The following is a 19,400-nucleotide window of genomic DNA, read 5'->3' as shown; positions in this document are numbered from 1 at the left end:
CCGTTCGCCAATCATCCGGGGGCGGCCTTATGCGCAGGGCCGCCCTTTGCCACAGGACCAACGTGTCGGGTCAGACCGGCAGGTCGAAACTGGCCAGCACCGGCACATGGTCGCTGGGCTGGTCCCATCCGCGCACCGGCCGCAGGATGCGGCTGGCGTGACCGGCGGCGGCAATGTCGCGGCTGGCCCAGATATGGTCCAGCCGACGGCCGCGGTCCGACAGGGTCCAGTCGCGGTTCCGATAGCTCCACCAGCTGAACAGCGGCCCGGTCGGGATGTCCTGCCGGGTGATGTCCACCCAGTCGCCGGCCTGCATCGCATCGCTCAGGTGCGCGACCTCGACCGGCGTGTGGCTGACGACCTTCAGAAGCTGCCGGTGCGACCAGACGTCGTCTTCGCGGGGCGCGATGTTCAGATCGCCGACCAGAATGGACCTGCGTGGTGGCTCCGCGCGGAACGCGTCGCGCATGTCGGTGAGGAAATCCAGCTTCTGCCCGAACTTCTCGTTCACGGTCCGGTCGGGCGTGTCGCCGCCCGCGGGCACGTACAGATTGTGAACCACCACCCCGCCCGGCAGCCGGGCGGCCACGTGCCGGGCATGGCCCAGCGCCGCGTGATCGCGATCACCCGCATCCTCGATGGGCAGGCGGGACAGGATCGCCACGCCGTTGTAGCCGCGCTGCCCGCGCGCCACCGCCCAGCGGTAGCCCATGTCCGCAAACAGCTGCAGCGGCATTCGGTCGACCGGCGACTTGCATTCCTGCAGACACAGGATGTCGGGCGCTTCCTCGGTCAGCAACCGGGTGACGAGACCCGCGCGCAGGCGGATGGAATTGATGTTCCAGGTGGCAATGGTGAACATGGCCCGTATCTGGACCAGCCGGTCCGAAAGGAAAACCCGTCGCACCGGGGAATGCGACCGTTCCTGAGACCTGCCTTACGCCTGCAGGATGACAGCACGATTTCTCCGCAGCGTCCTTTCCGCTGCGGGTGGGGGCTCCCGGGCCGGGTGAGCAGGAAAACCGGTCGGCCCCTCTGCCCGCGGGAACATTGGGGCAGGGTTGGGGTTGAGCCAGCGACTTGACTGCGAAGGGAGGTTGCAATGCTTGCGACGACCGCGACACGGTCCGAAGGAGACCCCGCGACGCACCGCCAGTTCGAGCGTGAAGCCGAGGACCGCGTGGAATGGTATGCGGCGAGGCCGCACCTGATCGAAGACCGCCTCGGAGAACTGGATGAGGAATGGGACATCGAGCGTGCGATCCAGGCGAACGCCGCCACGCTGGCGCTGGTCGGGACCGTTCTGGCGATGAGGCATGACGAACGATGGGCCTACCTGCCGCTAATCGTGACCGGTTTTCTGCTGCAACATGCCACCCAAGGCTGGTGCCCTCCGGTTCCGATCCTGAGAGCGTTTGGATTCCGCACGTTGGGAGAGATCGACCGGGAGCGCTATGCGCTCAAGGCGATACGCGGCGATTTCGACAGCCTGCCCCCGGACACGGCCCCCGCCCGGCACCGCGCCAGCGCGGCGTTCGATGCGGCGCATTGACGTCGTGCGCCGGCCGCGGTGAGCCGACGCTCGGGCAGCCGCGGGTTGACCACCTCCGCTGCTGCACCTGAGCTGGCACGCGTCCGTGTGATCGGTCAGCGCAGGGTCAGGCCGCGGCCTCGAGCCGATGCCGTAGGAACTCCAGCACCTGCGCCTCGTCGTGGCGCAGGCCGCTGTCATCCAGCTCGTCGGCGATCTCCTCCTGCACCTCCAGCACCAGGTCGTCGGCGAGATAGCTGTCGATCACCTGCGGATGCACATAGCATTTCCGGCAGATCGTGGGGGTGTTGCCCAGCCGCGCCGCGACCCGCTCGATGGCTTCGCGGACATTCCGCTTGGCCGCCGCGGTGCTGTCGGCGGTCTGGAACTCGGTCAGCGCGAGTGCCGCCAGAACCGTGCCGGTCCAGGTGCGGAAATCCTTGGCGGTGAAGTCCTTGCCGGTGATTTCCTTCAGGTAGGCGTTCACGTCGCCGGATGTGACCTCGCGCCGCTCGCCCGCCTCGTCCAGGTACTGGAACAGATGCTGGCCGGGCAGGTCCTGGCTCTGCCGCACAATCCGCGCGATGCGGCGGTCATGGACCGACAGGTCCCACTGCTTGCCCGACTTGCCCTTGAAGCGGAACCGCACTTCGGAGCCCGCGAAGGTCACGTGCCGGTCGCGCAGGGTGGTCAGCCCGTGCGACTTGTTCTGCTTGACGTAGTCGGCGTTGCCGACCCGGATCATCGTGGTTTCCAGCAGGTGGACGACGGTGGCCAGTACCTTTTCGCGCGGCATCCCGCGGCGTGACAGGTCGGCGTCGACGCGCCTGCGTATCTTCGGCAGCACCGCGGCGAAATCCAGCATCCGTTCGTACTTGGCGCTGTCCCGCACCTCGCGGAACCGGGCGTGATACCGGTACTGCTTGCGGCCCTTCGCGTCGCGGCCGGTGGCCTGGATATGGCCGTTCGGATCGGGGCAGATCCAGACATCCGTGTAGGCGGGCGGGATCGCCAGTGACCTGATCCGCTTCAGTTCCGCCTTGTCGCGGATCGGCTTGCCGTCGACGCCGCGAAAGCTCCACCCCGCGCCAGCCTTGCGGCGGGTGATCCCGGGTTCGGTGTCGCTGACATAGACCAGCCCCGCGCTTTCCGCCGCGTCCTGCGCATCGACCACGGTTCCTGTGTCTTCGAGCATCGGCGACCCTTGTTGCTGCGCGACCAACGCCGCAGCGAACCGGAAGGTTCGCAGGGACACCCCGCGGAACCCGGGCGAGGCCCCACCCGTTCTGTTTCCAGTCTGAAGAGGAGACCGACATGGCAGAGCGGAAACAGTCCAAGGACGGCACGCGCGACACGGACGCGTTTGTCTCCGATCTCGACACCCCCGGTCAGGGCGGACGCGAAGGCGGCAGCTTGGCGCGCGCCATCGGCAGCGAGGACGAAATGAAGCGCGCCAACGAACCCGACGCGAGCACGACACGGGTCCGCAAGGCGGACGAGGAAAAGGTCGGTACCAGCAATCTGGGTACCGAGAATCGCTGACGCTGCCTGATCCGGTTCGGCCCGTACTGGCGGGACCGGATCGCGCCGGCCGGCGATCACTTGCGAATACGGTATTCCACCAGTTCGGTCCGCTGCAGGAAGACGAAGTTGTCGTCCGAGATCATCGTCAGGCGGATGCCCTGGCCGTCGTCCCAGACCGAGATCCCTTCCAGATTGTCGTACTGACGATAGCTGGTTTGGAGGACGACCTCCCCGGGCCCGAGGCCGACGCCGTTCAGATCGAACCGCCGCACCCGCGAGGCAAAGCCGAGCACCCCCTTGAAGTCCCGTTCCAGCAGGTACAGCCGTCCGTCGGGTCCGACATCGGCCCCCACCGGGGCAAACGGCCCCAGGACGGGTATGGTCCACGGCGTCGTCCAGACCCCGTCCCGCTGCACGAACACGGGGTAGGCCGCGGCCCCGACCGGTCGACCCTCGGGGATCGCCAACAAGGCGCCGTCGGGCAGGATCGCCAGCGCTTCCAGCGCGGCGTTCGGGGGCAGGGTCCTGAACGCTGCCATGATGTCGATCCGGGTGGCGGCCGCGTCGGGCGTGTCATACCGGGCGATCCGCACCAGCCCCTCGTAGCTGACATAAATGCGGCCTCCGTCGTCGATCGCCAGTCCTTCGGAGTCGCCGATCCGGCCAGGCGGCAGGACCTTGCCGGTGCTGTCGCGCAGCCGCGCCGATCCGACCACGCCCAGCCCGCGGATGCGGCCCTGCGGGTCGCGCTGGATGCTGCCCCAGCGCAATGTCACGCGGTCCGTAAGAGCGGTGAACCGCTGGCCGTCTTCGGACAGGTGAAGCCCCGAGAATCCGCCGAAATCCGCGTCGGGCATGTCCCACACATAGGTGCCCACGTAATCCACGGGCAGGGCGACGGTCGGCACCGGCACGCAGCCGGTCGCCAGGGTGACCGCCAGGCACCCTGCCGCGACGGCCCTTGCGTTCAGCGTGAGACCAGCACCTGGCAGGCCCGGGGCAGCTCGCTCAACCGGTAGCTGCGCGGATGCCGATAGTTCGGATCCGGGGGCGGGGCCGGCGGCGGATTGATCCGGTTGCGGACCCACTGCTCGGCTTCGGCACAGCCATCGCCGGATGGCGGCGGCGCCTGATCCTGGCACCCGGGCGATCCGGCCTGGCAGGCGAGTCGCACGTGGAAATGGTAATCGTGCCCGCCCAGCGGGCGGATCTTGCGGAGATAGGCGCGGTTGCCACGTTCCGAATTGCACATCATCACCTTGGCCACCGGGTCGACAAAGATGCGCGCCACGCGGGGGTCGCTGGCGGCGGCGCGGATAATGGCGTGATGGCTGGCGGACCACAACGGGCTGGGCGCAACCCCGCCGCGAACGACGGATTGCGACGAGATCCGTTCGCGGTCCGCGACCGACAGGCGCAGCGTTGACGGCGGCAGCATCCAGATGTCTGCGTCCAGTCCGATCTGGTGGCTGGCATGGCCGCTGATCATCGGGCCGCCCAGCGGCTGGCTGAGATCGCCGATATACAGTCCCGGCCAGCCATAGCGGGTCGCCTCGCGGGACAGGCCGACGAGGAAGTCGATCAGCTGCGGCTGTCCCCAGTTGCGGTTGCGCGACAGGCGCATTGCCTGCCAGGTCGGGCCGGATTCCGGCAGCTGCACGTTGCCGGACGAACAACCCTTGGAATAGCCGCCGATAGCCTGGGCCGGGCCGCGGTTGGCGACGCGATAGGCCCCGAACACATCCTTGGCGAGCGGATTTGCCGCGGCAGGTAAGCCGCTGCCGATCGCGACGGCGGCCAAGGTCAGCCCCACGGTCAGGGCACGGGTCAAAGTCGTCCGGATCACTGCTCGACCTCTCCTTCTGGGTTCACCCAGTGTAGCAACACAAGCGAAAGAAGAAACATCACGATCAGCGGCGAAATGCCCAGCCGCTGGTTGCCGGTGATCTGCGTCACCGCGGCGATGCTGAAGGGCGCCAGGAACGCCGTCGCCTTGCCGGACAAGGCGTACAGCCCGAACGCCTCGGTTGCCCGGGCCGCGGTGGTGTGGCGCACCATCAGCGTGCGGGACGCCGCCTGCAGCGCGCCGCCCGCACCGCCAATGGCAATCCCGCACAGCAGGAAGATCGCGTCCGGGAGCCGCGATCCTGTCGCCAGCGGCGTGCCGAACAGGCTATCCCGCCCCATGCCGACCAGGATCATGCAGATGATCGCCAGGACGACCGTGCAGGCGATCACCACAGGCCGGGGACCCCAGCGCCGGTCCGCGCGCCCGCCCAGCCAGCTGATCACCGCCGCGGACAGGGCGCTGACCACCCCGAACACCCCCGACCAGATCACCGGCCAGCCCAGCACCGTCCCTGCATAGACCCCGCCGAACGCGTAGAGCCCGTTCAGCCCGTCCCGCGACAGCATCGACGACACCAGCCAGGCCGCCAGCGAACGGCGGTGAACCAGGCCGCGCAGCAGCCGCCCCAGATCGGACAAGGCCCTGCCGATCCTTACGGGGCGGCGTGGCCCCGGCGGTTCCCGCACCCAGGCGAAGAAGGGGATCATGAACAGCACGTACCAGATCGCGGTGAACGGGCCGACGAAGCGCGTGCCCTCGCGCGCCGCGGGGTCCAGCCCCAGTGCGGGCGGCAGGCCGACCAGGGTGCGTCCGGTCGCCGTATTCTCGGCAAACAGCGCCATCATCACGGCCAGCGACAACACCCCGCCCAGATACCCGAACGCAAAGCCAGAGCCCGACAGCCGCCCCACCTCGGATCGCGGGGCGAGCGAGGGCAGCAGCGCGTTGGTGAAGATGGTCGCGAACTCCATCCCGATCAGGCCGATGCCGAAGAACAGCATCGCCCGGACCAGCTGCGGCTCGGCCGGGCTCAGCCCCCAAAGCCCCGCGGCGCCGATCACGTACATGCCCGAAAAAAGCCAGATCCACGGCATCCGGCGGCCGCTCGTGTCGGCGATGGCGCCCAACACCGGCGCCAGCAGCGCGATCACCACGCCGGACAGCGCCAGGGCATAGCCCCATAACGCCTGTGCGCTGGCCCCGGCCGCGGCTGCGGTCTGGCCTTGCGCCATATAGGCGCCCCGGGCGACCTCGGCGTAGTAGATCGAGAAGATGAAGGTCAGCAGCAGCGTGGAATAGGGCTGGCTGGCCCAGTCAAAGAACCACCAGCCCCAGATCCGCCGCCGTGCCGTCCGGTCCTGCATCCGCGTTCGCCTGCCATCGGGTGCTGCGGGATCACACGCCCGCGATGCGGGCATAAGGCCGAACGCCGGTTAGGCTGGCAAGTCCGGCGTACGATCCGCAGGCCCGATCGGCGGCAGCGCCGGCGGCCAGGGACGGATCGCCTCGGCGGCGATCCAGGCCTCTACCCATGCGGGCAGGTCAGGGCTGGGGTCATGCATCCCCATCGCCGCCATCGCTTCGGCGGGCGGGACCATGCCGCTGCGCTGGTCGCCACGGACGACCGCGACCCGCAACAGGATCTGGTTGCAGCATTCGCCCAGCGACCACAGCGACTGTTCCATGTAGAGGAACCGCCGGTCCCAGCCGATCACGCGTGAGACCTGGGTGAAGCGCTGGAACGGCCGGATGCGCCGGCGATAGCGGACCGTGTTTCCGGCGACGGTGATGCCCCAGCCATTCGCCTTCAGCGTGTCGGTCAGCCCAATCCGCACGGCCATGGGGATGCGGCCCAGATCATACAGCGTCAGCGTGCGTCCGTTGTTCAACTCCATCCACGGGTCCAGGTCCCATGGCCAGCAGCGGTGGGTCGACACATGCGCCTGAAGCGGCGCCAGGCGCGGGGCGCGGCGGGCCCGGGCCATGTCTTTTGCAAAACGGATCATCGGATACATGGGGTCGCCCTTTCGCCGCCCCTCGCGCTAGTCGCAGGCCAGTGCGCCGTCAACCGGCGGCCATCCGGGTGGCGCAGCCGCCAAGCGCCCGCTTGCGCCGGCGCCGTCTGTCGCCTACCTCGGACCCGATCTCTCGAAAGGACGCCGCGATGACCACGCTCTATCAGGCCCTGATGCTGATCCTGAACGTCGTCTGGTACGTGATGGTGGCGCATATCATCATGTCGTGGCTGATCAATTTCCAGGTCCTGAACCTGCGCCAGCCCCTGGTGTCGCAGATCTGGGACGGGCTGAGCCGCCTGCTGGAGCCGATCTACCAGCCGATCCGCAACATCCTGCCGAACACCGGCGGCCTCGATCTGGCGCCGCTGGTGGTGTTCATCGGACTGATCATCCTGCAGCAGGCGCTTGCCAACAACGCCGGCTTCTTCCTCGGCTACTGATGCCGCAGGATGTGCTGCGGCGGGTCTGGGGGTTCGCCGATTTCCGCCCTGGGCAGTCCGAGATCGTGCAGGCGGTCGCCGAAGGCCGGGACGTGCTGGCCATCATGCCGACCGGCGGCGGCAAATCGCTGTGCTACCAGTTGCCGGCCTTGCTGCGGGATGGCGTCACGGTGGTCATATCGCCGCTGATCGCCCTGATGCGCGACCAGGTCCGGGCGCTGCGCGAGGCCGGCGTCCCGGCCGGCGCCCTGACCAGCGGCAACACCGAGGACGAGACGCGCGAGGTGTTCGAGGCGTTGTCGAACGGCGCGCTGAAGATCCTCTACATGGCACCCGAGCGGTTGGCCGCGGGCGGCACATTGCCGCTGCTGCGACGCGCCGGGGTGACTGCCATCGCGGTGGACGAGGCGCATTGCGTCAGCCAGTGGGGTCATGATTTCCGCCCGGACTATCTGCGGGTCGGTGAGCTGAAACGGGCGCTGGGCGTACCGCTGGCGGCGTTCACCGCCACCGCCGACGCCGAGACCCGGGACGAGATCGTGGCGCGCCTTTTCGACGGTCGGGCGCCCGAGATATTCCTGCGCGGCTTTGACCGCCCGAACATCCATCTGGCGTTCCAGCCCAAGGATGGTCCGCGCCGGCAGATCATGGATTTCGTCGCGGCCCGGCGCGGCCAGCCGGGGATCATCTATTGCGCGACACGCGCCAAGACAGAAACGCTGGCGGCGGCGCTCGACCAGGCCGGCATCGCCGCCATCGCCTATCACGGCGGCATGGAAGCCGACGCCCGGCGCGAGGTCGAGGCGCGGTTCCAGCGTGACGACGGGCTGGTGGTTGCGGCGACGGTCGCCTTTGGGATGGGGATCGACAAGCCGGATATCCGCTGGGTGGCGCATGCCGATCTGCCGAAGTCGATCGAATCCTATTACCAGGAGATCGGTCGCGCCGGTCGGGACGGGGCGCCGGCCGAGACGCTGACGCTGTTCGGACCCGACGACATCCGCCTGCGCCGGACCCAGATCGACGAGGGACTGGCCCCGCCGGATCGCAAGCAGGCCGATCACGCCCGGCTGAATGCGCTGCTCGGGCTGGCCGAAGCCACCGCCTGCCGACGCCAGGTGCTGCTGTCCTATTTCGGCGAAGTGGCTGCACCCTGTGGAAACTGCGACCTGTGCGACACGCCGCCCGACATCTTCGACGCGACACAAGAGGTGCGGATGGCGCTGTCCGCAATCCTGCGAACCGGCGAGCGGTTCGGCGGCGGGCATGTGATCGACGTGCTGATCGGGCAGGCGACGGACCGGACCGCCCAGCACGGGCACGACGCGCTGCCCACCTACGGCGTCGGAAAGGCGACGCCCAAGGCCCAGTGGCAGGCGATCATCCGCCAGATGCTGGGCCGCGACCTGATCCGACCCGATCCCGAACGGCATGGCGCCTTGCGGATCACCGAGGCTGCGCATCCGGTGCTGCGGGGCGAGGTGCCGGTCCTGTTGCGCCGCGACCTGGTCCGCCGCGCCAAGCCCGCAACCGTGGTGCGCACCCAGGTCGATGACGAGGATGCGCCGCTGCTGTCGGCGCTGAAGGCCAAGCGACGCGCCCTGGCCGAGGCGCAGCGGGTGCCGGCCTATGTGATCTTTCCCGATCGCACGCTGATCGAGATGGCGCAGGCGCGGCCGCAGACCCTGGACGCGATGGCCCGCGTCAACGGCGTGGGGGCCCGCAAGCTGGAGAGCTATGGCGCGGCCTTTCTGCAGGTGATCGCCGGCGAGGTGCCACCGATGCATCCGGCCCGCCGCGCGCTGGCGGGGCGCGAGTCAGGGGACCTGTATGACCGCCTGGCCGCGACCGCCCGCCAGCTCGCGCGCGGCGAGGACGGGACGGCGAAGCCGCTGTCGCTGACCCCGTCTGCCCTGAAACGGATTGCGCAGGATCGTCCCGGCGACCTGTCCCGCTATCTCGATCAGGCGCGGCTGGAACGTTTCGGCACCGCGTTTCGGGCGGAAATCGACGGGTCGTGAGCCAAGCCATGCGGAGCAATCATCTCCGCAGGCCTGCCGGCGAGGATCGGCTTCGGGCCGCCGATCTTCCGCGAACGCCCGACCGCCCCCACATGGAGGACAGAGGAGGTGCGATGCGCTGGTTGGTCCTCATGCTGGTCCTGGCAATTCTGCCCTTGGACGCCCTGGCCGAGGACCGCCCGCGGAGCGGACTGATGTGGAACCGCAGCAGGTTGCCCGCGACGTTTCCCGTGGTCGTGAAGACGCCGCCGGGCGAGGACTACGTGATGTTCGTCACCCGCCCCGCCGACGGCGCGGCGGTCATGGCCGGCTATATCCGGGGGGGCGACTTCTTCCGGCTGCTGGTCCCGCCCGGCGAATGGCGGCTGCGCTTCGCTTTCGGCACGGCGTGGCAGGGCGAGACGAATCTGTTCGGTGCGGCAACGGACTGGATCGACGTGCAGCACGCCCTGGACTTTCGGGTGCTGGGGCTCAATCGCCGCCGCGCCTATGTGATCACGCTGACCGAACAGGACGGCACGGTGAAGGTCGTCGACGCGCGGCCGGGTGCGGAATGCCAGCTGGTGTTGTGGAACAGCGAGATCCGCGAAGCGCCCGTGGACCTGCCCGGCATGTCGCCCGAGGAGCGGGAGGTGCTGGTCGGTCCGCAACAGGAACCGCTCACCCGGCCTCGCCTGCGCTATGTCGACAGCGAGTTCGATGTCTATACCCGGCTGTGCGAGTGACTTTGCCAGGAACGAGGGCCGGCAGGCGTGCCGTCGCTGGAGCGTTCCGCGAGGCGTCGGCAAAGCGAGCGTGCGACTCGCGATGCCGGATCACGGCCGCGGGCCGGCTCAAAAGCGCGAGGCGGGCGGAGACGTAGCCTCCGCCCGCTATTTCGCTTGACTGATCAGGCAGACGTCCGAGAGCCTTGCGATCCTCCGGTATCGTCCGGGCCGCTCTGGCCTGCCCCGGCGTGAGTATGTCCGCTGGCGCTGCCGGACCCGCCGCCGGTGCCGCTGTCCTCCTGACCGCGGCCGGCAGAGCTCGACTGTGCCGACGACAGACTGCCTTCGATGGTCCGCTGGCCGGCGCCGCCCGATTGTCCGCTGCGGACCTCGATGCGCTGGCTCTTCTCCTTCTCCGCGGTCTTCGGCAGCGTGACGGTCAGGACGCCGTCCGTGAAGCTGGCCCTCACCTCGTTGGCGTTCGGCGCGAACGGCAGCTGGATCGTCCTTTGAAACGAGCCGTAGGAGCGCTCGATCAGACGGGCCTGCTCGTCCTTCCGCTCTTTGCGCTTCTCGCCCCGGATCGTGAGCATGTCGCCCTCGATCCGCAGATCGATGTTGTCCTGCGACACCCCGGGCAGTTCGGCGCTGATCTCAAGGGCATCATCACGATCGTGAATGTCCACCGCCGGCGCGATCATCAGCGACCCGCCACCCCCCTCGGGTCCGCCCTGCGATCCGCGCACGACGTCGTCGAACAGTCGGTTCACCTCGCGGTGCAGATCGAACAGCGGATCGCTGCGGCCGAAAAGACTGCGGCGGGAGCCAAATGGAACAGGATAGCGCGATACCATTGTGATCTCCTGATTTGCTTGCACATGACAGGAACTGGCCTTGCGGCACAGCATTCGGAAACCCGCGAGGCGGGGGAAAAGTTGCGTGATCCCAGACAGGAAATCTCATCACAGAACCGGTTGCCCGACCCCCGACGACCCATGCGCGTCCATCTTTCTCCAGATGGCGGGACGACCGGCGCGAGCCGCATTTACGCGATGTGTTGAAAGGACATCCGGACGGTCTCGGGCGCCGGGTGTGGACCCTCGACCCGGCCACCATTCCGCGGGCTCACTGCCCTTCGGCCAGGACCGCCTCCACCTCGATCTGGCGGCCATCCCGCAAGATCCCGAGTTCGATCCGGTCGCCCGCCTGCTGCGTCTCCAACGCTGCCTGAAGGTCCTCCGAGGTCTCGATCGGGGCATCGCCCATGGCGACGATCACGTCGCCAAGGAGCAGTCGTCCATCCGGCGTGATCCGCGCCGGCTGCAGGCCCGCTGCGTCCGCAGGGCTGCCGGGCTGAACATCGAGCACCGGAACCCCGGTCAGACCCGCACGGGCCAGCACCGCATCGCCACGTGGATCATGGGTGACACCCAGCAGCGGCGGCGCGTAACGCCCAGTGGCAATCAGCTGCGGCACGACACGGTTGACCGCATCGACCGGCACCGCGAAGCCGATGCCGGCACTGGACCCCGACGGGCTGTAGATCGCGGTGTTGACGCCGATCAGCCGCCCGGCGCTGTCCAGCAGCGGCCCTCCGGAGTTGCCCGGGTTGATCGCGGCGTCGGTCTGGATGAGACCCCTGATCCTGTGCCCTCTCTCGCCGGGCAGCTCGCGCTCGAGCGCCGAGACGATGCCGGTGGTGAGTGTCCAGTCCAGGCCGAACGGATTGCCGATGGCGAAGACGCTCTGCCCCACCCGCAGGTCCGCGCTGCCGCCGCGGGGAAGCGGCGGTGGCTGGTCCGCGCCGGCGTCGATCCTGAGCACCGCAAGATCATGCTCGGGTGCCGTCCCTACCAGGCGCGCCGGAAAGGCGCTGCCGTCGGCGAGCCGCACAATCGCCCCTGTTGCACCTTCGATGACGTGATTGTTGGTCACGACATGGCCGCGGGCGTCCCAGAGAAAGCCCGATCCACTGCCGTGCGGGACGTCGTAGGCGTTGCGGGTCCAGAAATCCACGACACGGTTGGCGGTGGTGATGGACACCACGCTGTTCTTCGCATTCTCGAAGATCGCGATGGTGGTCTGCTCGTCCGCGGCCAGATCACCCCGCGGCGCGACCACCTGCGGCGCAGCCCGCCTGTCGAGAAATGCAGCTTCCAGCAGCGGAATGCCCCGCCAGACCAGAGCGACGAGCAGTGCCGCCAACGTGACGAGCAGGAGCCTGGGGATGAACCTGTCCTTCATTGCCTTGCCCCCGTTCAATCGCCAGCCCGCCGTCTCGTGGAACGAAGGGCCACCTTGGGCAAAGACTGTCAAGCAATAGCACCAGCGGGGTCATGAAGGGGCGTGCCGCCGCTGCCGTCGTTGCTGAACGCGTGGCGGTGCCTGCCTCGATTCAGGCACCGGCGTCCGCGACGGGCAATCTGATGCAGGCGGCGAACCCGGACGAGGCGCCCGGGCGTGGGGACCTCAGCACCAGCGGGCTTTCGATGCGATCGGCGATGGCCGCGACGATCGCGAGACCTAGCCCGCTGCCATCCGCCCTTGCGCCCGCACGCTCGAATCGCCCCGTGAGACGAGCCAGCGTTTCCGATGGCAGGACGGGGCCGTCGTTTGCGACGATGAGTTCGCCATCGGGCGTGAGGGTCACCTCGACCGGGCTCGCCTCCGATCCGTGGCGCAGAGCGTTCTCGACCAGATTCCGACAAAGGATCCCGAAGGCGTCGGGATCGAGGTCCGACATGACCGGCGTCTCCGGCAACGCCAGAGCTATGCGGCCAGGCACTTCCTTTCGTGCGACCTCCGCGACCACGACGCGCGCCGCGATCCTGAGATCAGAGGAGTGATCCAGGCGAAGCTGCCCGCCTTCGGCGCGTGCCAGCTGCATCAGGCGCTCGGATAGCCGCGTCAGGCGCTTGAGCGTGGACTCGATCTCGGCCGCCCGCACCCCGGCCGCCGGATCGCGAGTCTCCGACTGCAGGCGCTGCGCCTGCGCAATGGCCCCTGCCAGCGGGGTGCGCAATTCGTGCGCGGCGTTCGCGGCAAAGCTGCGTTCGGCGTCGAAGCTGGCCTTCAACCGACCGAGCAGCCGGTTCAGGGTGGCCGCGACAGGGGCGATCTCGGACGGGATCTCGTCGTCGGGAACGGGCGACAGGTCGCGGGCGTGGCGCGCATCAAGCCGTTCGCCGAAGCGGTGCGAGACTCGCCTTGACGGCAAGCACGATCGACAGCAGCGCCAAGGGGATGACGATCAGCAGCGGCAGCACCAGACCGATCTGGATCTCGCGCGCAATGGACGCGCGGTGCGCCAGAGGTTCGGCGACCGTCATTCGGACGGTCCCCTGCAGGGCCTCGTCGTTGTACAGACGGTGCGTCGCGGTCTGGCGAAAGCCGGGCCCATCATAGGCGGGGAATGTTTCGGGCTCGGCCGCGTGCGAGTGCAGCAGCACGCGCCCCTCGGCGTCGCGCACGACATAGGTGAAGAACTCGTCGTGCTCGCGAACTGCGCCCAGTCGCTGGGCGACGCCCTGGTCCTCGCGCCCGACGATGTCCACGACGGCCAGCGGCAACAGCCGCTGGGCGGTTTCCTGCAGGACCGAGTCGAAGACCTCGTCCATCTCGTCCCGCAGGATCACGGCCGTGGCCGAGGCTGCAGCGATCCACAATACTGTCAGCAGAAGACCCAGGAACAATCCCAGCCGGGTCTGCAGGCTTCGCGGCAGCCTCACGGCCTGCCCAGTCGATAGCCCAAGCCGCGCTCGGTCTCGATGAACTGCGCACCGAGTTTCTTGCGCAGGCGGCTGACATGCACCTCGATCGTGTTGCTCTCTACCTCGGTGTCGAAGGCATAGAGCTTTTCTTCCAGCTGCGCCTTGGACAGAAGCTGACCGGGGCGTGACAGGAACGCCTCGAACAGGGCCCACTCGCGGGCAGTCAGGTGGACCGGCTTGCCGTCGCGGCGGATGCTGCGTGCGGCAAGGTCGATCTCCAGCGCGCCATGGGTGACGATCGGGTTCGGGTTGCCGGCATAGCGCCGGGCGACCGAGCCGATGCGCGCCGTCAGTTCCGACAGGTCGAACGGTTTCACGAGGTAGTCGTCGGCGCCGACGTTCAGCCCCTCGATCCGGTCCGACACCTGGTCGAGCGCGGTGACGATGATCACCGGCGTCACGTCGCCCTGGGCGCGCAGGTCCTTCAGAAAGCCGATCCCGCGGCCGTCCGGCAGCATCAGGTCCAGCAGGATCAGATCGTAAGCGGCGCCGGCCATCGCATCTCTGGCCGCATCCAGCCGCATCACCCAGTCGACCGACTGGCCATCGCCCGCGATCTGGTCGCGCACCGCGGCGCCCAGCACGGTGTCGTCCTCGATCAGCAGGATGCGCATGGTTGACCCGGTCCCTTTCCCGCCACCCTCCATGATCCGTGTGGCTGACGCAAAGCTGACACGGCCGGGTGCAGGACTTAAGGCTCCTGTCAGCTTCGCCGCGCAGGAGTTGCTCATGGTGGCCGCACCCGAGGAGTCTGGCTCATGCAGAGGATGGTGACAATGCTGGGCTTTCTCGCAGCCCTTCCCGGTGTGGCCTGGGCCGACGATGACTGCTTCGTGCCGATGGCGGGCTGGCAGCCGCGGGATGCGGTTCAGCGCCTGGCCGAGGAGAACGGGTGGACCGTCCGCCGCATCAAGATTGACGACGGCTGCTACGAGATCGACGGTCGCGACCCCGAGGGGCGCAGTATCGAGGTGACCGTCCATCCCGCCACGCTGGACGTGATCGAGTTGGAATACGAAGAAGACGACGGATACGAAGGGGACGATCCATCCCGCAAGGACCGCGACGAGCGGGGCAGGGATTGACCCGGTGGAGTTCGCAGGGCGCGTGAGTCCGGCGCCGCCGCGGCTGTCCTTTACCCGTTCCCCACCGTTTCACGGCGGCATGTAGTTGTCTGACGCTGGCTGGTGGCTCTCCAGTGCAGCGCGGCGATCGCTGCCGTACCTGGCGTCCTGAACGTGCTGCGGCAGATCCTGCGACGGCTCCGCACCAGGTCGATTCGCTTACACCAGAAGTGGGGCGATCGGGCAAGCGCCACCACGCGGCGCTCGACCTTTCGCCTGTCCGCCCGCTCTCCGGCGAGGCTTTTCGTTCCTGACGGCAAGCTGACGCAGGAAGCTCCGCGCCGTCAGGAAAGCCTCAGCCCCGGTCTGCATATCGGTCTCGGCAGAGAAAAGGAGACCCCGCCATGCGAAAGACCCTCACCCTCCTCTTCGCGTCCACGGCGTTGACCGCCGTGATCGGCACGGCCGCGTGGAGCGCGATGCAGACCCCCGACGATTGTGGCGCCGGATACTCCGCGGCGTTCTTCGACGACGGGGAGCAGGTGCTGCCGCTCATCCTCGCCAGCGACGATGGCGACCGCGATCGCGACCGTCGCTCGCGCCGCCATCATGACGACGATGACGACGACGACGACGATGATGACGACGATGACGATGATGACGACGACGACGATGGCGGCCGCCGCGGCGCTCCAAACCCCGCCCCGGCCGGCACCATGGCCCCCCCGCAGAACGGTCTGTTCGGGAGCGGCGCTCCTCCGCAGGTCCAGGTGAACTGACCATTTTCGCCGCACTTCGCAGACAAGGACCAATCAGATGAAATCGCTTCTCGCGACACTCGCCGTGACCACGGCGCTGACGCTTCCCGGCCTCGCCATGGCGCGCCCGGTGACCCTGACCACGACCCTCAACAACTATGGCGGTGACGGGGCCTACCTGGCGCTGTATGTCACCGACGCCTCCGGCGCCTACATGGGCAGCCTGTGGATGGCCGGGACCAAGTCGAAATACTACGACAGCCTGACCCACTGGTACCGGGCGACCGGCGGCGACACTGCACAGATCAACGGCATCACCGGCGCCAGCGTCGGCGCCGGGCGGACACTCGAGATCACGCTGGACCTCGCCGATGCGCTGTTCGATGCGGGCTATACCCTGCACATCGACGCCGCCGTCGAGGAGATGCGCGACAGTCCCAACGAGGTCGCGGTGCCGCTGACCACGGACGGCGCCGGCGCGCCGGCGGCCGGTCGTCGGTACATCGCCAGCTTCGCCTACGACATGTGAGTCGACCCATGATCCGCGCTCTTCATCGCTGGCCCGGTCTTCTGGCCCTGGCGCTCGTCACGGTGCTGACGCTCAGCGGCGCTGCGTTGTCGGTCTTTCCCGCAGCCGAGCGCCTCACCGCGCCGCAGGCTGACACGGGCTTGACGGTCGCGGCCCTCGCCGAGCGTATCCAGGCCGCCTATCCGGGCGTCGAGCAGATCCGGCGCGCGCCCTCGGGGCGGATCACGGCCTACTGGTTCGATCAGGGTGCACCGGGTGTCGCCGTGATCGATCCCGCGACCGGCCGCGGCGTGGCTTCGGCCGATCCGAACCAGACACAGCGCTGGCTCACGAACCTGCACCGGTCGCTCTTTCTCGGCGACGGGGGACGCATCGTCATGGCGGCGGGCGCGGCGGCGATGCTGCTCCTGTCGCTCAGCGGCACGATGCTGGTCGCACGGCGGGTCGGCGGCTGGCGGCACTGGTTCGCGCGGCTGCGCGGACCACTTGCCGGACGGCTGCATGTGGAAATCGCGCGGGTCGCGGTGTTCGGTCTTGTCCTGTCCTCGGCGACGGCCTTGTGGATGACGGCCTCCACCTTCGATCTTCTGCCAGATGACAGCGCCGCACCGAGGATACCGGCCGAAGTGAGCGGTGAGACCGGCGCGTCGCCGGCCTTGATGAAGGTGCTTGACGACACGCCGGTCGCTGAGCTGCGCGAGCTGAGCTTTCCCTATCCGGACGACGCAACCGACGTCTTCACGCTCAAGACGGATCGGGGGATCGGGTATCTCGACCAGGGCACCGGGGCTCTCCTGACCTGGTCTGACCTGACCGGGTGGGAGCGGGTCTCGGAAACGATCTACATGCTGCACACGGGACAGGGCGCCGCGGCTCTCGGGCTGATCCAGGGGCTGATGGCGCTTGGCGTGCCGCTGATGGCCGGGACGGGCGTGCTCATCTGGCTTGGCGGGCGGCGCAGGCGGCCGCGCATCCGCGGAAACCAGCCCGGGGTTGATGCCGAGACGATCCTGCTGGTCGGAAGCGAGGGTGGCAGCACCTGGGGCTTTGCCGCGACGCTCCATGCCGCGTTGGCCGATGCGGGACAAAGCGTGCACACGGCGCCGATGTCGGCCTTCGCGCCCAGCCGCTATGGGCGCGCCCGGCGAATCATCGTTCTCGCGGCGACCTACGGCAATGGCGATGCCCCGGCATCTGCCAAGGGCTTCTTGGACCGGCTGGCGGTGCGGGACCGTTCCTCCGACGCGGCGCTGGGCGTCCTTGGCTTCGGCGACCGCAGCTTTCCGGCCTACTGCGCCTTTGCCGGTGCCGTCGCAGCGGCCGCCCGCGCAAATGGCTGGCCCGAGCTTCTGCCGTTCGACACGGTCGACCGGCAATCGTCGCAGGACTTCGCGCGGTGGGGACGCGCGCTGGGGCGGGTGCTGGGTATCGAACTTGAACTGGCCCATCAGCCCGTTCTGCCCGCGACCGAGACTCTTTCGCTGGTTTCGCGCCGCGACTACGGCGCCGAGGTCGGGGCGCCGACCGCGATCCTGCGCTTTGCCCTGCCGCGGGCGAGCGTGTGGCAGCGTCTGACCGGGGCAGGGTTCGCGCGCTTCAGCGCGGGCGACCTGATCGGCATCCTGCCCGACGGCTCGCCGGTGCCGCGCCTCTACTCGCTCGCCTCCGCGCGTGACGACGGGTTCATCGAGATCGTGGTGAGACGGCACCCGGGCGGCCTTGCGTCATCCCAGCTCACCGCATTGGAGCCCGGTGACACCGTCACTGCGTTCCTGCGTCGCAACCCGGATTTTCAGCCGGGCCGAAGCCGGGCGCCGCTGATCATGATCGGCGCCGGGACCGGCATCGGCCCGCTGGCGGGGATCGTGCGCGCCAATGCGCGGCGACGGCCCATCCACCTGTTCTTCGGCATGCGCCACCCTGACAGCGACTTCCTCTACAATGAGGAAATCCCTGCCTGGCAGCAGGACGGCCGTCTGGCCCGGCTCGTCACCGGAATCTCGCGTGGGGCGCGGCCGCATTACGTCCAGGACGCGCTGCGCGTCGAGGCCGTCGACGTGGCACGGCTGATCCGGGACGGCGCCCGGGTGATGGTCTGCGGCGGGCGCGACATGGCGGCGGGGGTGGCCGACGCCCTGGCCGAGATCCTGGCGCCGACAGGTCTCACGCCCGCGGCGCTGAAGGCAGAGGGGCGGTATGTCGAAGATGTCTACTGAACTGGTCCGCCACGCCTTGAACGGCCCGACCATGGCCACGCGCTGGTCTGCCCTGTTCTTCGCCCGCCCCCATTGCGATCCGGAACCGGTCCGCGCGGCCCTCCAGGCCGCCGTCGACGAAGTCGATGCGCAGATGTCCACCTGGAAGCCCGACAGCGATCTCATGCGCCTCAACGCGGCCGCGATCGGCGCCTGGGTGGCGGTGCCGGATCGGCTGCGGCAGGTTCTGCGGCTCGGGCTCGAGATCGGTCGCGCATCCGGCGGGGCTTTCGACATCGGCATGGGCGATGCGGTGGCAGCCTGGGGTTTCGGGCCGATTGCGGCGACAGCCGACGGGATCCGTGCCGCAATGATGGCTGAGCGGGTGCCCGCACACCAGGCGCTCGAGATCGATGACGCGTCCGGGCTCGTCCGGAAGACGGCGCCGATCGCACTGGACTTGAATGGGATTGCCAAGGGCTACGGCGTCGACCGGTTGGCGGAGACGCTTGCTGCGCTCGGACTCGAGGCTGGCCTCGTCGGGATCGACGGAGAGATGCGTGCGCTGGGGCTGCGGCCGGACGGGCAGGCCTGGACCGTCGCGGTGGAGGCGCCGGACCTCGACCGCCGCGCGCCGCGGTCCATTCTGGCGCTGCAGGATGCCGCCGTTGCGACCTCGGGCGACTATCGGCACTGGGTCGAGGTGCAGGGCCGCCGTCTGCCGCACGTCATGGACCCGCGCCGCGGCGCGCCCCTGCGCGCCACCCTGGCCTCGGTCACGGTCGTCGCGCGGACATGCGCCGAGGCTGATGCCTGGGCGACGGCCCTGATGGTGAAGGGAAGCGGGGACGGCCGGGAAATGGCGCGTCGGGAGAATCTCAGCGCACTCTTCATCGATCGTGAGGGAGATCATCTTCGACAGACACCGGTGGGGCGCCTGTTCGAGACCGATCCGATCCTCGGGGCGGCTTGATACCCGCCTGCGCCGGGGTTC

Annotated in this window: 19 protein-coding genes and 1 pseudogene; 10 read left to right on the top strand and 10 right to left on the bottom strand. The window is 68.6% G+C overall.

The genetic code is table 11. The annotated features are described in order from the left end of the window. Positions 1-70: 70 nt before the first annotated feature. Positions 71-862: an exodeoxyribonuclease III gene (locus Q0938_RS06925; RefSeq protein WP_299360793.1), complete on the bottom strand. Its 792-nt coding sequence runs from the start codon at positions 860-862 to the stop codon at positions 71-73. Positions 863-1,102: 240 nt separating this feature from the next. Between Q0938_RS06925 and Q0938_RS06920 the strand changes: the two genes are divergently transcribed. After that, positions 1,103-1,552, top strand: a complete 450-nt coding sequence (locus tag Q0938_RS06920) for a hypothetical protein (RefSeq protein WP_299360505.1) — start codon at positions 1,103-1,105, stop codon at positions 1,550-1,552. A 106-nt stretch (positions 1,553-1,658) separates the two neighbouring features. Here Q0938_RS06920 and Q0938_RS06915 read toward each other — a convergent pair whose 3' ends face one another. Then, entirely contained in the window at positions 1,659-2,726 is a 1,068-nt protein-coding gene (locus Q0938_RS06915; RefSeq protein ID WP_299360504.1) for a DNA topoisomerase IB, read from the bottom strand. Positions 2,727-2,845: 119 nt separating this feature from the next. Between Q0938_RS06915 and Q0938_RS06910 the strand changes: the two genes are divergently transcribed. Further along, on the top strand, positions 2,846-3,073 hold the full coding sequence (locus Q0938_RS06910) for a hypothetical protein (protein WP_299360502.1): 228 nt from the start codon (positions 2,846-2,848) through the stop codon (positions 3,071-3,073). A gap of 56 nt (positions 3,074-3,129) precedes the next feature. Here Q0938_RS06910 and Q0938_RS06905 read toward each other — a convergent pair whose 3' ends face one another. The 4 genes from Q0938_RS06905 to Q0938_RS06890 form a co-directional block, all read right to left on the bottom strand. Beyond that, on the bottom strand, positions 3,130-3,969 hold the full coding sequence (locus tag Q0938_RS06905) for an esterase-like activity of phytase family protein (RefSeq protein ID WP_299360500.1): 840 nt from the start codon (positions 3,967-3,969) through the stop codon (positions 3,130-3,132). A 53-nt stretch (positions 3,970-4,022) separates the two neighbouring features. Further along, positions 4,023-4,862, bottom strand: a complete 840-nt coding sequence (gene mepA, locus Q0938_RS06900; protein WP_299360792.1) for a penicillin-insensitive murein endopeptidase — start codon at positions 4,860-4,862, stop codon at positions 4,023-4,025. 35 nt (positions 4,863-4,897) lie between these two features. Further along, complete coding sequence (locus tag Q0938_RS06895; protein ID WP_299360499.1) at positions 4,898-6,268, bottom strand: MFS transporter; 1,371 nt, start codon at positions 6,266-6,268, stop codon at positions 4,898-4,900. 69 nt (positions 6,269-6,337) lie between these two features. Beyond that, entirely contained in the window at positions 6,338-6,919 is a 582-nt protein-coding gene (locus Q0938_RS06890; protein ID WP_299360498.1) for an acyl-CoA thioesterase, read from the bottom strand. 149 nt (positions 6,920-7,068) lie between these two features. Here Q0938_RS06890 and Q0938_RS06885 point away from each other — a divergent pair, with 149 nt between their 5' ends. The 3 genes from Q0938_RS06885 (at position 7,069) to Q0938_RS06875 (ending at position 10,108) form a co-directional block, all read left to right on the top strand. Continuing rightward, on the top strand, positions 7,069-7,362 hold the full coding sequence (locus Q0938_RS06885) for a YggT family protein (protein WP_299360497.1): 294 nt from the start codon (positions 7,069-7,071) through the stop codon (positions 7,360-7,362). Then, positions 7,362-9,383, top strand: coding sequence for a DNA helicase RecQ (recQ, locus tag Q0938_RS06880; protein WP_299360496.1), 2,022 nt, complete (start codon positions 7,362-7,364; stop codon positions 9,381-9,383). The genes Q0938_RS06885 and recQ overlap by 1 nt, the downstream gene beginning before the upstream one ends. A gap of 113 nt (positions 9,384-9,496) precedes the next feature. Next, positions 9,497-10,108, top strand: coding sequence for a hypothetical protein (locus tag Q0938_RS06875; RefSeq protein ID WP_299360495.1), 612 nt, complete (start codon positions 9,497-9,499; stop codon positions 10,106-10,108). A 164-nt stretch (positions 10,109-10,272) separates the two neighbouring features. Here the strand turns inward: Q0938_RS06875 and Q0938_RS06870 are convergent, their stop codons facing one another. The 4 genes and pseudogenes from Q0938_RS06870 to Q0938_RS06855 all read right to left on the bottom strand — a co-directional run bounded on the left by Q0938_RS06870 (position 10,273) and on the right by Q0938_RS06855 (position 14,474). Next, positions 10,273-10,791 carry an Hsp20/alpha crystallin family protein gene (locus tag Q0938_RS06870; RefSeq protein WP_299360493.1) on the bottom strand — a complete coding sequence of 173 codons (519 nt, stop codon included), beginning with the start codon at positions 10,789-10,791 and terminating at the stop codon, positions 10,273-10,275. Positions 10,792-11,215: 424 nt separating this feature from the next. After that, a complete protein-coding gene (locus tag Q0938_RS06865) occupies positions 11,216-12,334 on the bottom strand; it encodes a trypsin-like peptidase domain-containing protein (protein ID WP_299360491.1) in 1,119 nt (372 codons plus the stop codon). A gap of 151 nt (positions 12,335-12,485) precedes the next feature. After that, positions 12,486-13,818, bottom strand: a pseudogene (locus Q0938_RS06860) (ATP-binding protein). Continuing rightward, a complete protein-coding gene (locus tag Q0938_RS06855; protein ID WP_299360489.1) occupies positions 13,815-14,474 on the bottom strand; it encodes a response regulator transcription factor in 660 nt (219 codons plus the stop codon). Before Q0938_RS06855 ends, Q0938_RS06860 begins: the two are co-directional and overlap by 4 nt. 144 nt (positions 14,475-14,618) lie before the next feature. Between Q0938_RS06855 and Q0938_RS06850 the strand changes: the two genes are divergently transcribed. From Q0938_RS06850 to Q0938_RS06830, 5 genes are all read left to right on the top strand, one after another. Further along, on the top strand, positions 14,619-14,945 hold the full coding sequence (locus tag Q0938_RS06850) for a PepSY domain-containing protein (RefSeq protein ID WP_299360488.1): 327 nt from the start codon (positions 14,619-14,621) through the stop codon (positions 14,943-14,945). A 383-nt stretch (positions 14,946-15,328) separates the two neighbouring features. Continuing rightward, entirely contained in the window at positions 15,329-15,703 is a 375-nt protein-coding gene (locus tag Q0938_RS06845; protein WP_299360487.1) for a hypothetical protein, read from the top strand. Between the two features lie 37 nt (positions 15,704-15,740). After that, positions 15,741-16,211 carry a DUF2271 domain-containing protein gene (locus Q0938_RS06840; RefSeq protein WP_299360486.1) on the top strand — a complete coding sequence of 157 codons (471 nt, stop codon included), beginning with the start codon at positions 15,741-15,743 and terminating at the stop codon, positions 16,209-16,211. Positions 16,212-16,219: 8 nt separating this feature from the next. Further along, positions 16,220-18,427 carry a PepSY domain-containing protein gene (locus Q0938_RS06835; RefSeq protein ID WP_299360484.1) on the top strand — a complete coding sequence of 736 codons (2,208 nt, stop codon included), beginning with the start codon at positions 16,220-16,222 and terminating at the stop codon, positions 18,425-18,427. Further along, complete coding sequence (locus Q0938_RS06830) at positions 18,408-19,379, top strand: FAD:protein FMN transferase (protein WP_299360482.1); 972 nt, start codon at positions 18,408-18,410, stop codon at positions 19,377-19,379. The genes Q0938_RS06835 and Q0938_RS06830 overlap by 20 nt, the downstream gene beginning before the upstream one ends. The last annotated feature ends 21 nt before the right edge of the window (positions 19,380-19,400 follow it).

This window comes from uncultured Paracoccus sp. (assembly GCF_947496875.1).
Classification (GTDB): domain Bacteria; phylum Pseudomonadota; class Alphaproteobacteria; order Rhodobacterales; family Rhodobacteraceae; genus Paracoccus.
The sequence above is the reverse complement of the archived record's forward strand: the minus strand, read 5'-3'. Positions and strand labels throughout refer to the sequence as shown.

Coding starts and splice junctions, on each gene's coding strand:
- Q0938_RS06925 (WP_299360793.1), bottom strand. CDS start 862: ATGTTCACCATTGCCACCTGGAACATCAATTCCATCCGCCTGCGCGCG.
- Q0938_RS06920 (WP_299360505.1), top strand. CDS start 1,103: ATGCTTGCGACGACCGCGACACGGTCCGAAGGAGACCCCGCGACGCAC.
- Q0938_RS06915 (WP_299360504.1), bottom strand. CDS start 2,726: ATGCTCGAAGACACAGGAACCGTGGTCGATGCGCAGGACGCGGCGGAA.
- Q0938_RS06910 (WP_299360502.1), top strand. CDS start 2,846: ATGGCAGAGCGGAAACAGTCCAAGGACGGCACGCGCGACACGGACGCG.
- Q0938_RS06895 (WP_299360499.1), bottom strand. CDS start 6,268: ATGCAGGACCGGACGGCACGGCGGCGGATCTGGGGCTGGTGGTTCTTT.
- Q0938_RS06890 (WP_299360498.1), bottom strand. CDS start 6,919: ATGTATCCGATGATCCGTTTTGCAAAAGACATGGCCCGGGCCCGCCGC.
- Q0938_RS06885 (WP_299360497.1), top strand. CDS start 7,069: ATGACCACGCTCTATCAGGCCCTGATGCTGATCCTGAACGTCGTCTGG.
- recQ (WP_299360496.1), top strand. CDS start 7,362: ATGCCGCAGGATGTGCTGCGGCGGGTCTGGGGGTTCGCCGATTTCCGC.
- Q0938_RS06875 (WP_299360495.1), top strand. CDS start 9,497: ATGCGCTGGTTGGTCCTCATGCTGGTCCTGGCAATTCTGCCCTTGGAC.
- Q0938_RS06870 (WP_299360493.1), bottom strand. CDS start 10,791: ATGATCGCGCCGGCGGTGGACATTCACGATCGTGATGATGCCCTTGAG.
- Q0938_RS06865 (WP_299360491.1), bottom strand. CDS start 12,334: ATGAAGGACAGGTTCATCCCCAGGCTCCTGCTCGTCACGTTGGCGGCA.
- Q0938_RS06855 (WP_299360489.1), bottom strand. CDS start 14,474: ATGCGCATCCTGCTGATCGAGGACGACACCGTGCTGGGCGCCGCGGTG.
- Q0938_RS06850 (WP_299360488.1), top strand. CDS start 14,619: ATGCAGAGGATGGTGACAATGCTGGGCTTTCTCGCAGCCCTTCCCGGT.
- Q0938_RS06845 (WP_299360487.1), top strand. CDS start 15,329: ATGCGAAAGACCCTCACCCTCCTCTTCGCGTCCACGGCGTTGACCGCC.
- Q0938_RS06840 (WP_299360486.1), top strand. CDS start 15,741: ATGAAATCGCTTCTCGCGACACTCGCCGTGACCACGGCGCTGACGCTT.
- Q0938_RS06835 (WP_299360484.1), top strand. CDS start 16,220: ATGATCCGCGCTCTTCATCGCTGGCCCGGTCTTCTGGCCCTGGCGCTC.
- Q0938_RS06830 (WP_299360482.1), top strand. CDS start 18,408: ATGTCGAAGATGTCTACTGAACTGGTCCGCCACGCCTTGAACGGCCCG.